The 13,428-nt window shown below is 44.1% G+C and carries 9 protein-coding genes; all 9 read right to left on the reverse strand.

What is annotated here, in order from left to right:
* Window positions 1–131: 131 nt before the first annotated feature.
* The gene (gene ligA / locus ZYMOP_RS04290; protein WP_013934130.1) at window positions 132–2,330 is read right to left on the reverse strand and encodes an NAD-dependent DNA ligase LigA; all 2,199 of its coding nucleotides are present in this window, start codon (window positions 2,328–2,330) and stop codon (window positions 132–134) included.
* A 129-nt stretch (window positions 2,331–2,459) separates the two neighbouring features.
* Window positions 2,460–3,623 carry a tRNA guanosine(34) transglycosylase Tgt gene (gene tgt, locus ZYMOP_RS04295; protein WP_013934131.1) on the reverse strand — a complete coding sequence of 388 codons (1,164 nt, stop codon included), beginning with the start codon at window positions 3,621–3,623 and terminating at the stop codon, window positions 2,460–2,462.
* Window positions 3,624–3,853: 230 nt separating this feature from the next.
* On the reverse strand, window positions 3,854–6,076 hold the full coding sequence (gene uvrB / locus ZYMOP_RS04300) for an excinuclease ABC subunit UvrB (protein ID WP_041581964.1): 2,223 nt from the start codon (window positions 6,074–6,076) through the stop codon (window positions 3,854–3,856).
* A gap of 90 nt (window positions 6,077–6,166) precedes the next feature.
* Window positions 6,167–7,138 carry a hypothetical protein gene (locus ZYMOP_RS04305; RefSeq protein WP_013934133.1) on the reverse strand — a complete coding sequence of 324 codons (972 nt, stop codon included), beginning with the start codon at window positions 7,136–7,138 and terminating at the stop codon, window positions 6,167–6,169.
* Window positions 7,139–7,357: 219 nt separating this feature from the next.
* Complete coding sequence (gene rodA / locus ZYMOP_RS04310; protein WP_013934134.1) at window positions 7,358–8,464, reverse strand: rod shape-determining protein RodA; 1,107 nt, start codon at window positions 8,462–8,464, stop codon at window positions 7,358–7,360.
* Window positions 8,464–10,407: a penicillin-binding protein 2 gene (gene mrdA / locus ZYMOP_RS04315; RefSeq protein ID WP_013934135.1), complete on the reverse strand. Its 1,944-nt coding sequence runs from the start codon at window positions 10,405–10,407 to the stop codon at window positions 8,464–8,466. Before mrdA ends, rodA begins: the two co-directional genes overlap by 1 nt.
* Before the next feature lie 160 nt (window positions 10,408–10,567).
* The gene (gene mreD / locus ZYMOP_RS04320; protein WP_013934136.1) at window positions 10,568–11,092 is read right to left on the reverse strand and encodes a rod shape-determining protein MreD; all 525 of its coding nucleotides are present in this window, start codon (window positions 11,090–11,092) and stop codon (window positions 10,568–10,570) included.
* Window positions 11,092–12,153, reverse strand: coding sequence for a rod shape-determining protein MreC (gene mreC / locus ZYMOP_RS04325; protein ID WP_013934137.1), 1,062 nt, complete (start codon window positions 12,151–12,153; stop codon window positions 11,092–11,094). Before mreC ends, mreD begins: the two co-directional genes overlap by 1 nt.
* Window positions 12,154–12,186: 33 nt before the next feature.
* Window positions 12,187–13,233: a rod shape-determining protein gene (locus ZYMOP_RS04330; protein ID WP_013934138.1), complete on the reverse strand. Its 1,047-nt coding sequence runs from the start codon at window positions 13,231–13,233 to the stop codon at window positions 12,187–12,189.
* Window positions 13,234–13,428: the final 195 nt, after the last annotated feature.

Below are 13,428 nucleotides of genomic sequence, written 5' to 3' on the forward strand. Positions count from 1 at the left end.
AGTAAAACTATTTTTTTATCTAGAAATACTCTAAATATATTGTAAAAAATTTTATATTTTTTTTAAGAAAAAATTTAAAATACCAAAAATGAAAAAAAATTAGATATAAATTTCAAAGAATAACTTTTCATTTATTCAGTTTTAACAGATATATGACCATTGTTTTTAACAATTTTTTGCCATTTCATTTCATCAATAACAGGAATTGAAAGCGCTTCTGCCTTAGAAAGTTTAGAACCTGCTGCTTTTCCGCAGACAACAAAACTTGTTTTGCGCGAGACAGAAGCGGCAACTTTGGCCCCCAAAGTCTCAGCCTGCCGTTTGGCCTCTTCGCGGGACAGGGTTTCCAAACTTCCAGTAAAGACAATGACTTCTCCTGCAAGCGGGGAGGATTGTTGCTGAAAATGGACAGATTTGACCTCGATTTCGAGCAGCAGATCATCAACGACAGATTGGTTGTGGCTTTCCGAGAAAAAAGCAATCAAACTCTGAATTATTTTATTCCCAATATTAGGAATATTAACAAATCCAGTCAGTTCTTTGGCAACTCTTTTTCGATATTTTTCTTCAGTTTCAATGAGAGATGGTAATAATATGTTACGCATACTCTTAAGCTGCCCTATCATTTTTGAAAAGGCATCCCATTCATGATACTGTCGAGCAAAATCTCTAGCTGTAACCACACCAATATGGCGAATGCCTAAGGCATATAAAAATCTATCAAGAGAAATAACACGACGATTTTCAATAGCCGCTAATAAATTGTTCACTGAAACTTCTGCCCAGCCCTCTCGATTTATTAACGTATCACGTCGTTTATGAAGACGAAAAATATCTGCGGGTGTTACTATCAATTTATCGGCAAAAAAACTCTCAATATGGGTTAACCCCAAGCCTTCAATATCAAACGCCGTCCGCGATACAAAATGACGTAAGCGTTCCACACGCTGAGCCGGACATATCAAACCACCGGTGCAACGCCATGCGGACTCCCCTTCTTCCCGTTTTGCCAGTGAATGACAAACAGGACAAGTTGAAGGAAAATGCCAATCCTCCCGATTAACCTCAGGTGTTAAATTTTCAACAATTTGGGGAATAACATCACCCGCACGCTGAATAAGCACGCGATCTCCCGGACGAACAGCTAGTCGCTTAATTTCATCTGCATTATGAAGCGTTGCAGAAGTAACCACGACCCCCCCTACGGTCACCGCTTCCAATTTAGCGACAGGGGTCAGAACACCCGTTCGTCCTACCTGTATATCAATATCTAAGAGCGTTGTTTGCGCTTTTTCCGCAGGGAATTTATGAGCTAAAGCAAAACGGGGGGCACGGGCAGAAAAGCCAAGACGGCTTTGCCAATCAAGTCGATCAATTTTATAAACCACCCCATCAATATCGAAATCCATATCGGCTCTATGGGCTTCTATCTTATGATAATGCTGTAACATTTCATCCAGTGAATGACAGCACAGCAAAAGATCACTGACAGGCAGACCATAACTTTTAATAGCCTGCATCATACCGTATTGCGTGTCGGCAGGAAAATCAGATATTTCTCCCCAACCATGGGCTAAAAAGCGAAGTGACCGCCTCGCGGTAATATTCGGATCTAACTGTCGTAAAGAACCGGCCGCAGCATTTCGAGGATTGGCAAATAGCTTTCCATTTTCTTCTGATTGCCGTTGATTGAGATCAGAAAAGGCAGCTTTTGTCATATAGACTTCGCCTCTGATCTCCACGACCTCCGGCCATGTGGAACCCGCTAGAGTTTCAGGAATATCATTAATAACCCGAACATTAGGCGTAACATCTTCTCCGATGATACCGTCGCCTCGCGTTACCGCTTGGGTAAGCCTTCCCTTTTCATAGCGGAGAGAACAGGAAAGGCCGTCAATTTTAGGTTCAACCGTTAAAGCTACCGGTTCTTGCGCACCTAAGCGAAGAAAACGCCGAATGCGGTCTAAAAAATCACCCACATCTTTATCTGAAAAACCATTATCAAGGCTCAGCATAGCGATAGAATGAGCAATTTTAGGAAGACGAGAGGTCGCGCGTGTCCCAATACGCTTACTAGGGGAATCTGGCCTCGTTAAATTAGGGAAATTCTGTTCAATAAGACGATTACGCAGCACTAAAGCATCATATTCCCCATCAGAAATAGCCGGGGAATCTTGGTCATGATAAAGCCTATCATAATGGCGAATTAATGTAGCTAGTCGCTCCAATTCGAAAGTAGCCTGATCCGATGTTAAGCGTTCAGGTGAAATAGTAGATAATGTCTGATTTTGAGACGATATAGCGGAAAAAAGATCGGGATCCTCACTCATAATCCTACGCTTTAACGAAGCTCATCAGAAATACAAAGGCTAGGTTAAAATCATCTCAATTTTTATAAAAGTCAGAGAAGGCGCGTCCGACTTTTATAAAAGAGTTTCATTCAACATAGTAAGAAATAGCTAATTGTTTTTAGCCCGATAACGCGCACGAAAAGCGGTAGCAAAATCAGATAAACGCCCTTCTTCAATAGCCATTCGTAATCCCTGCATAAGCTGTTGATAAAAAGCAATATTATGCTCTGTCATCAGCATAGCTCCCAAAATTTCACCCGCGCGGATAAGATGATGAATATAGGCCCGGCTCCATTTTTGACAAACAACACAATGACAGCTGCTGTCCAAGGGCTTCATATCTTCTGCAAAACGAGCATTTCTAATATTGATCGGGCCATCCCATGTAAAAGCTTGTCCATTACGGCCTGAACGTGTGGGCAGGACACAGTCAAACATATCAATGCCCCGTTCAACGGCACCCACAATGTCATCGGGTTTCCCGACGCCCATCAGATAATGCGGCTTGTCATCAGGTAGCATAGGAACAGAAAAATCAAGCACGCGGAACATCGCTTCTTGACCTTCACCGACGGCTAATCCCCCGACAGCATACCCATCAAAACCGATTTCGGCCAAAGCATCAGCGGATTTCTTGCGTAAATTTTCAAACACAGAGCCTTGTTGAATACCGAACAGAGCAGAATTGACGGATTGGTCTTTATTCTTATCAAAGGCTTCCCGCGATCTTTTGGCCCAACGCATGGAACGCTCCATAGAGGATGCAGCCAAGGTGGGCGTGGCCGGATAGGGCGTACATTCATCAAAGGCCATAACAATATCACTACCCAATAAACGCTGAATTTCGATTGAGCGTTCAGGGGTCAATATATGGCGGGAACCATCCAGATGGCTTTTAAAGGTAACCCCTTCTTCACTCTTTTTGGTAAGAGAGGATAAACTCATCACCTGATAACCGCCGCTATCCGTCAGAATAGGGCGATCCCATCCCATAAATTGATGCAATCCGCCTAATTTAGCCAATCGTTCTGCCCCGGGCCGCAGCATAAGATGATATGTATTTCCGAGAATAATATCAGCGCCGGTAGCGCTTACCGCCTCGGGTTTCATAGCCTTCACCGTAGCCGCTGTGCCGACTGGCATAAAAGCAGGCGTACGAATGACACCCCGCTTCATTGCGATGCTACCCGTGCGTGCTTTTCCATCGCGCGCCGTTATAGAAAAGGTAAAACGCGGATGGGATATTTCTTCTTTGGCTACCGCCTCTGTCACGTTCAATTCCTTTTCTAGCTGACGCCCTTACGCTTGAGCGCGCTGTTCTTCTGTCATTGTAGCTTTTACTGCAAGATATAAAGGCATACCGCGCAATGCTTTCTCAAGCTTCCTATGGAATAACAAGACAAAATAAAAGGCTATCGGTAAAAATGATTTTTCTGTGAAAAACCACGCCGACAGCCTTTAAAAATTAAGGGATAGTCTGATCTGATTTCAGACTGACAGGGTCAATGACCTCTGGAACGCAAGACTTTTTTACCTGCATATTGCTTGGCTTGTTTCGCCGCCTTAGTCTCTTTCGCTTTATCACTTCGCGTTTTACGTGTTCCAGGGCGACCCGCTTCAGATCGGCCTTGCTTCTCGGAAGCCTTTTCAGAAGGTAAGCCTAATTGTTGGCGTTTTAATTGTCTTAACACATCCCTTAATTCAGCGGCCTTCTCAAATTCAAGATCAGCAGCGGCTTCTAACATCTGCTTTTCAATCTCGGCGATACGGACTTCAATTTGTTGAGTATCCAACAGGGTATTTTCTTCAGCCACATTGGTCTCTTCTACTATCCCAAAATGACCTACAATATCGTCGACCTGACGCTGTACTGTCGTAGGGGTAATATTATGGCTAACATTCCATGCGATCTGTTTTTCACGGCGTCGCTCTGTTTCTGCAATAGCGCGTTCCATCGAACCTGTAATCTTGTCACCATAAAGGATAACACGACCTTCTGAATTACGAGCAGCTCTTCCAATAGTCTGGATTAAAGATGTTGCAGAGCGTAAAAAACCTTCTTTATCGGCATCCAATACCGCGACCAACCCACATTCGGGAATATCCAAACCTTCACGCAACAGATTAATACCGATTAAAACGTCATAAACGCCTAATCTCAGATCGCGGATAAGCTCGATACGCTCAATTGTTTCAACGTCAGAATGCATATAACGCACTTTTAAACCTGCTTCATGCATATACTCCGTCAAATCTTCAGCCATTCTTTTGGTTAATGTCGTTACTAAAGAGCGCCATCCTTTTTCTGCTGTTTTTTTAGCTTCATTGATCAAATCATCGACTTGCTCTTCAATGGGACGCACTTCAATCACAGGGTCAATAAGACCTGTGGGACGAATAACTTGTTCGACAAAGACACCACCCGTTTGTTCTAACTCCCATGGACCGGGTGTTGCTGAAACATAGATGGTCTGAGGACGCATGGCATTCCACTCTTCGAAACGGAGTGGACGGTTATCGATACAGGAAGGCAGACGAAAGCCATAATCAGCCAAAGTGGTCTTACGGCGAAAGTCTCCCCGCGCCATCCCATTGATCTGCGGGACAGTTTGGTGACTTTCATCCACAAATAACAAAGCATTATCAGGAAGATATTCAAATAAAGTCGGAGGGGGTTCACCCGGCGCACGTCCGGTAAGAAAGCGGGAATAATTTTCAATGCCAGAGCAAGCCCCTGTGGCCGCCATCATCTCAAGATCGAATTCGGTGCGCTGCTCTAATCTTTGGGCTTCTAATAACTTACCTTCCGCTTGAAATTCGTGCAAACGATTATCCAATTCTCGACGGATCGCATTATTGGCTGCCTTTAATGTCGGTTCAGGGGTCACATAATGAGAATTGGCATAAATTTTAATCTGATCCAGTTTGGCAATTTTGGCACCCGTTAATGGATCAAATTCGGAAATTTCTTCAATTTCATCTCCAAAAAAACTAATTCGCCATGCCATATCTTCATAATGTGACGGAAATATTTCCAGCGTATCACCGCTTACACGAAAAGACCCTCTCCCAAAGGCAAGATCATTACGCTTGTACTGCAAGGCCACCAACCGACGGATAATTTCACGCTGATCGACGATCTGCCCTTTAAATAAGCGAAAAGTCATAGATGAATACGTATCAACGGAACCAATACCATACAGGCAAGAAACCGAGGCCACGATAATCACGTCATCCCGTTCTAATAGCGAACGGGTCGCCGCATGGCGCATTCTATCTATGGCTTCATTAATCGCGCTATCTTTTTCAATGTAAGTATCTGTGCGCGGGACGTAAGCCTCGGGCTGATAATAGTCATAATAGCTAACAAAAAACTCAACGGCATTTTCGGGGAAAAATCGCTTAAATTCCCCATAGAGTTGGGCTGCCAGAATTTTATTAGGCGCTAATATTAAACTTGGACGCTGCAATTTTTCAATGACTTTCGCCATGGTGAAAGTCTTACCAGAACCCGTTACCCCTAATAAAACCTGATCCCGTTCATGGGCATTAATATCGCGACATAATTCCGAGATAGCTTCGGGTTGATCACCTGCCGCATCATAAGGCGAAACCAAATGAAATGGTTTAGAAGGTTCCGTTTTTTCAGGACGCGCTGGCCGATGCGGCACAAAATCGGGCCGATTTTCTGGTTCATCAAGGGTGGTGCGAATCTCTATGGTCATAGAAAACATATGATAACGCCCTATGACCTAAACAAGCACTCTCCATCAGTTGGCTTCTTTAATTTGGGCTTTTCACCTAAAAAACGGTAATTAAAACACCATATCAAAAGCGACCTGCCCTGACAGACTTTCATTGGTATTACGTCCCCAAAAAGGGGTCGATACACCGGCGATAATACCATAACGGCGAGACCAGTTATATTCGATAGCAGGCGCTACCACCCAATCCCCCGAGCCATCGCCTGTTTTATCAATATAAGTAAGATTATTATACCCTTTTACTCTGGAACCATAAGACCAGTTACGCGCAACATCACAAGCAAGAACCCAGCGTTGATTTATACCAAATTCAAGAGAAACACCCCCTTGCCCATTCATACCCGCTTGCGCACGTCCTAGAAAATCCTTACTTGTCCCATAGCCACTAATACCATGGATTTCGGCTTCATTCAGAGAACGCCGAAAAGTAGCCCAAGTACGCGCGCGTAGGGCATGGCCGGCTATTTTATAGGTTGATTGGGTAACCAAGGCTGCCCTAAAAACATAATTGCCATTCCCACCAGCATTCGTTTTTGTCGTATTCAAATGGTCATAACGTCCGGTCGGAAAGGATACACCGCCAAAAAACATGACAGCTGGAATAAAACGATTAGGATCAGGGTCAACAAACCGCCAAATAATATCCAGCGGCAAATCACCTATTCGCGGCTGACCACCGCCATTACCATAGCTTGACTTCCATTTATAAAGAAATTGAGGATGAAGCTGTACACTTATATGGTTGGTAATCCCATATTTCATGAGGGTTGTATTCACAACACTTTGGGTTCCTCCATAAGTCGGTGACTTATGACCAAAAGCATCTATATTATAAATGGGTCGATTATAGGAAATATAAGGCTCAATCGTCACGCCACCCTGACGAAGGGCACCGGCAGGCGATAATAATGAACCTGTATACCATTGCTGTTTATCTGAAGAGGAACCGCTGTCCGCGGCATAAAGAGAAGATGGGGTTATAATTAAACCAAAAACGAAGCTTATATTGTAGATCAACTTCATCTGTAATATTATTTTCCATTTATGATTTTTAAGAATAAAAGTAAAAAAATAAGATAACTTAAATTTTTACTATTAAACCTATAGTGTTAAATTCTAAAAAAAAACAATATAGATAATATGTTTTGTTATCTTTTGTGGACATTTTTTGAATTCTATTGAATAAATCATAAGTTAATTTCAATTATTTGAAATTAACCATGTAAAACAAATAGTAAAATATTAAAAACCTCTTTTAGGGAAGCGCGTCCAGCGATCAATCGCCATTAATAATCCCAAACAAATCATAACGGTCATCATAGCAGAGCCGCCATTAGAGACCAAAGGCAGCGGAATACCGACCACAGGTGCCAAGCCCATCACCATGGCCAGATTAATCGCAACATAGAAAAAAATGGTAGTCGATAGACCGGCTGCCGTCAGCTTGGCAAATCGTGAAGGCGCATTAAAAGCAACCCGCATCCCCCAGTTAATGATCAGCATAAAACTTACAATAATAAACAACCCACCAATTAATCCCCATTCTTCTGCCATTGTAGCGAAGACAAAATCGGTATGACGTTCTGGTAAATAATCGAGATGGCTTTGTGTACCATTAAGAAAACCCTTGCCAAAAACCCCACCCGATCCAATTGCAATTTTAGATTGGCTTATATGATACCCTCGCCCCAAAGGATCACTTTCAGGGGTTAAAAAAATTAACACCCGATTACGCTGATAATCATGAAGCAAAAAAAAGAAGGCAAAAGGGGCCAACGCAGCAATAGCTGCCCCACCTCCAATAAATAACCAAAGAGGGAGCCCCGCCAAAAAAGTGACAATAAGCCCCCCGCCAATAATCATCAAAGCGGTTCCCAAATCCGGTTGAATAGCCACTAAAAAAGCGGGCACTAACACAAGTACAGCAGCAGGCCACATCGCCGAAAAACTTCTTGTTTCACCCGCGGGTAGTAAATCATAAAAACGGGCAATAGCTAAAATAATGGCGAGCTTCATTAATTCTGAAGGTTGAAGCGTCAAGATACCGAGATTAAGCCAACGTCGGCTTCCGCCGCCCACAAAACCAAATAATTCGACAGCAATTAATAAAAGAAGCAACCCCCCATACAGAGGCCATGCTGTTTTTTTTAAAAAATCTTGATCAATTCGGCTAATAGCTACTGAAACAAAAATAAAAAAAATGAACCTGAGCCCCTGATTAAGAGCCCATGGATGCATTCCACCCCCCGCAGAATAAAGAATAACCAGACCAAAACTACCGATCGCTATGACCAGCAAAAGTAATCCCCAAGGCAATTGGCGTAATGGGGTTGGTACCATAGACAACATCAGGATTTCTCCGGAGTTTCAGCCGGTTTTGAAGAGGACGCATGTAAAGCCTCAGCCCTTATGCGCATTCTGGTAGCAAGATCCCCGCCCCAAGAGGTCTCAAGGGCATTTAACGTTGCCATAGCGCGGTCAGGATCAAACAAATAGGTTAAAACATCACGCGCAATAGCGGGGCCATCAGTTGCAGAATCCGTATGTCCACCATGCTCTATAACCACCGATGCAGCATATCGCGGGTTACCCACGGGCGCAAAGCAAACAAACAAAGCATGATCACGCATACGCCAAGCCAACTGAGAGTTTTTAAGGACCCCTCTATCTCGTTCTGCCATAGATATTCGCCGAACTTGCGCTGTTCCGGTCTTTCCGGCTAACTCTACATTAGGAACAAATAATTTTGCAGCCCCGCCAGTTCCGCCTCCATTAACAACGTCCCGCATAGCCTGACGAATAATATCTAGATGCGCCTCATTAATACCTAAACCTGTAATAATCGGCGGTTTGGAAGACATGATTAAACGCGGCATTATCTGTTTGCCTGAGGCTAATCTTGCGACCATTACGGCCAATTGCAAGGGATTAACTAAAACATCCCCCTGCCCGATTGAGGCATTAAGTGTATCCGCCGCGGTCCAGTTATGATGATATTTTTTTAATTTCCATGCCGGATCAGGAACCGTGCCATAATGTTCAGACCCTAAAGGCAAATGATAGCTGGCTCCCAAGCCCAACCGCCGCATCATATCCGCCAAAGGGTCCATCCCTACCCTATGCGCCATATGATAAAAATAGACATCACAGCTTTGGGTAATAGCCGTATGCATGTTGACAGGGCCATGACCATGACGACGCCAGCAATGAAAAACGCTATTTCCAAGCTGATAACTACCCGTGCAGTTAACCGTTTCATGCGGATCAACCCCGGCTTCTAAAAGCGCTAGGGCATTCATCGGCTTTACAGTAGATCCGGGCGGATAAAGTCCGGCAACCGTTTTATCAATCAAGGGATGATGATCATCTTCCGAGAGACTTTGCCATTCACGATGGCTGATCCCATCCGCAAAATCATTCGGGTCAAAACAGGGCATAGAGACCTGTGCTAAAATATCCCCGTTTTCGGTATCTATAACAACAACCGCGGCACTATTATCGCCAATCCGACGGGCTGCATAGCTTTGTAAACCTGCATCAATCGTTAGAGGCAATTTTTTCCCGGGTTGGTCAGGTTTATTTTCAAGATCACGTACCAGACGGCCTTTTGCAGTTACTTCGGATCGTCTTGCTCCGGGAACGCCTCGTAAGTAATCATCAAAAGTTTTTTCTAGTCCCTGCTTACCCAATTTAAAACCGGGGGTAATGAGCAAAGGATCGTGGGTCTTTTTATAATCTTCTGTGGTAGCCGAACCCACATACCCAATTAAATGTCCAACAGCAGCACCTTCAGGATAATAACGAGCATAACCTCTTTGGGGGGCAACGCCTGCCATTTCTGGTAGCCGGACAGAAATAGCTGCAAAATGCTCATAATCCAAATGTTCGGCAACAGGCACAGGTTGATACCCGGCCGCTTTATTCAAATCTTCCCGTATACGGTCAAGGTCATCTTGAGACAGATTAAGTAGTTCTGTCAGGGTGATAATAACCCGCTCTCTATCTTGTATTTGATCAGGAATAAGATCGACCCGAAAATCAGTGTGGTTAATCGCCATAGGACGATTGTGACGATCGACAATCCAGCCTCGCCGAGGAGGAATCATAACAGTTTGGACGCGATTATCTTCTGCCATTAAACGATAACGTTCATTTTCAGCAATAGACAACCATGCCATACGAGCAGCCAGCAATCCACCTGTTGCGAGTTGTAAACCGCCTAATACCAAAGAGCGGCGGGAAAATGTGTAACCAAGCGAATGCTGGGTGATAAGGCGGCTACGATTTTTCACAAAAAGCAATCCAGAGAGTATGAGAGCTCAGGATAAAGACAACTCTCTTGAAAATATTTACTGGCATTAAAAAATACAGCAAAAATTTTGCTATTATATTACCTGTTACTGCCTCTAGCCAAGTATAATTACTATGATTTATCTTAATTTTTAAAATCTTTTACACGGCCAAGCGCCACCGATCGACGATAGCACAGAGGGCTTCGACAAGAGGAAATAACAGAATAGAAATCAATATTTCTGGCATAATGGAAAGTATAAGTAATATTGTATGTCCCTTTATTATCCAGCTGGTCATAAACAGCGAAAATAAGGTACAAAAAATAATAGCACAGGATGCAAAAATCCAGTCCTGCCAATAATTTCGCCAGACTAAACGATTATCGATAATATCAAATGCCAAAAAGCATATTGTCCATGAAATCATCGAGATCCCCAAAGGCTGCCCATTAATCAGATCGTTACTCATCCCTAAGGGTAAAGCGATCCATGCTTGCCATAATTCTGGCCGTAAAAGCCGCCATCCCAAAGCGACGAGCAGACCAAAAGAAGGTAATAAGGGTAAAACCGATACCAAGGGGCCGGTTTCTAGCAGGCTAGCGAATAAAACCATAATAAGCGGTGTTATTTGTGCTTTTATAGGTAACCAACTTAATGTTTGATCTTTTTCGATAAGGGGTATCATTATCGGCCTATGGTTGCCTGAGGTAGGCTCGAATGCGGCTGCATTTTACTTTTGTCCAGTGGGGCTATTTCCGGCTTAAATATAGCGGTAGCAGATACAGGCGTCTCGACCGCCAATAATTGCGTTACGGCCTTAGTATTCCCATCCTTGGGCAATTTTTTATGGCTACTCTGTTTTTGAGATATAGCTTTACCCATCGTGACCTGTTCAGGGGGCGCATCTGGCTCGAATATCTTTTCAACCATAATATAATCTAAACGCGCGGGGTTTGCTGTAGGTAACGCAAAAGCCCCATCGCTATTTAATTTTGATATAATCGCAACAGGTATATCCGGCGGGTAAATCCCCCCAGTACCAGATGTCACTAATAAATCGCCTATTTGAAAAGGCGACTGTCCTGCAATAAGCGGACGAATATCTAATAAACCATCCCCTCTTCCCGAAGCTAAGGCAGGGACACCCGAACGAACAATTTTAACAGGAAGGGTATTGGATGAATCAACTAATAATAAAATACGGGCAGAAAAATGACCGGTAGCTAAAACGCGGCCAACCAAGCCTTCTGAAGAGCGCACCGGCATCCCTGTGATGACGCCTGAGGAAGAACCAAGATCAATGATAGCAGTACGACGGCTGGTCGTTAGAGGAGAACCAATGACATGCCCCACCGCTACCCGCATAGGGGTATGATCCACTAAATTCAGCATACGCTTTAAACGGATATTATCCGCATTTAAAATCTGCGCTTCAATAAGCTGTGGCCTTAATTTTTCAATATTCGCTTTTAGTGCCCGATTTTGGCTCCCAGCATTGATATAATCGGCAATGCCATCCCTGCTGTTATGCAAAATTGTCACGACCCCATGACCAAAACGTGACAAGGGACTGGTGCAGTCTGTGATAAAGCCGATAACCCCATTATATTTATCAGGATAAACATTCGATAGTATCAGCATTACCGCGGCAGCAATGATCCCCCCGATAGCAAAGACATAACTGGTAAATAAGCCTAGTTGCGCCCGCCTAGAAAAACCGGAATTACGAAAGCGAGGCGGTGCCATGCAGGAAAAGACCCCTTATCTCATCGTATAAACTCAGGCTGTTTGTAAAACAGCCCTGAAAGTTGGATCTTCAAGCGCCCGTCCTGTTCCCATGGCAACACAAGTCAAAGGATCATCCGCAATAGTAACAGGTAATGAGGTTTCTTCACGTAAAACAGTATCCAATCCAGAAAGTAAAGCACCGCCCCCCGTTAAAACAATGCCCTGATCGACAATGTCGGCGGCCAGTTCTGGGGCCGTATTTTCAAGCGCCAAGCGGACACCTTCGACAATAGCCGCCACAGGCTCGGATAAAGCTTCGGCAATCATAGCCTGATTAATCTGGATTTCTTTTGGGACACCATTAACAAGATCACGACCTTTAATACTGATCGTCATACCAATGCCATCGTCGGGCATACGAGCGGTGCCCATTTCCTTCTTAATACGTTCAGCGGTAGCTTCTCCGATCAGAAGATTAAAATTACGACGGACATAAGAGCCAATCGCTTCATCCATTTTATCGCCGCCAACCCGGACAGAGGTAGTATAAGCCAAGCCGCGCAAAGACAACACTGCCACTTCGGTTGTGCCGCCGCCTATATCAACAACCATAGACCCGATCGGTTCGGTAACGGGCATTTCTGCCCCAATCGCGGCCGCCATTGGCTCATCAATCAAAAAAACCTGACTAGCCCCTGCATTAGAGGCCGCATCACGAATAGCCCGCCGTTCCACAGAAGTGGAGCCTGATGGTACACAGACGACGATTTCAGGAAAACGCCACGGACGTGCCTTTCCTCCGTGCACTTTTTGGATAAAATGCTTAATCATCTGCTCTGCAACATCAATATCAGCAATGACGCCATCGCGCATCGGACGAATAGCCTGAATGCTATCGGGGGTTTTCCCCATCATTAGTTTGGCATCATTACCAACAGCACGCACCCGCTTAACGCCATTTAAAGTTTCAATAGCCACCACAGAAGGCTCGTTCAAAACAATGCCGCGGCCACGCAGATAAACAACAGTATTAGCGGTTCCAAGATCAATCGCCATGTCATGGGACATGAATTTAAACAGGCGGGTAAAAAGAGACATTCAGGCATCCGTCCGCTAGCAAGGGGCTTTAGGAATGAGGTAAGAAAGGCTATAAGCTTCTCTTACCGAGATTACTCGATATATTGATGATACACCGGTATAAAGGAATAGGTGAGACAATTATTTTATATTCCCTATACCGATCCTGAACATCAATATACTATTTATAAAACTTTATAAAAAGTCATTCTCCAG

Source organism: Zymomonas mobilis subsp. pomaceae ATCC 29192 (assembly GCF_000218875.1).
GTDB lineage: Bacteria > Pseudomonadota > Alphaproteobacteria > Sphingomonadales > Sphingomonadaceae > Zymomonas > Zymomonas pomaceae.

What these genes read in the sequence shown, in the direction of transcription:
- ligA (WP_013934130.1), bottom strand. Translation starts at nt 2,330, where the DNA reads ATGAGTGAGGATCCCGATCTTTTTTCCGCTATATCGTCTCAAAATCAG.
- uvrB (WP_041581964.1), bottom strand. Translation starts at nt 6,076, where the DNA reads ATGACCATAGAGATTCGCACCACCCTTGATGAACCAGAAAATCGGCCC.
- ZYMOP_RS04305 (WP_013934133.1), bottom strand. Translation starts at nt 7,138, where the DNA reads ATGAAGTTGATCTACAATATAAGCTTCGTTTTTGGTTTAATTATAACC.
- rodA (WP_013934134.1), bottom strand. Translation starts at nt 8,464, where the DNA reads ATGTTGTCTATGGTACCAACCCCATTACGCCAATTGCCTTGGGGATTA.
- mreD (WP_013934136.1), bottom strand. Translation starts at nt 11,092, where the DNA reads ATGATACCCCTTATCGAAAAAGATCAAACATTAAGTTGGTTACCTATA.
- mreC (WP_013934137.1), bottom strand. Translation starts at nt 12,153, where the DNA reads ATGGCACCGCCTCGCTTTCGTAATTCCGGTTTTTCTAGGCGGGCGCAA.
- ZYMOP_RS04330 (WP_013934138.1), bottom strand. Translation starts at nt 13,233, where the DNA reads ATGTCTCTTTTTACCCGCCTGTTTAAATTCATGTCCCATGACATGGCG.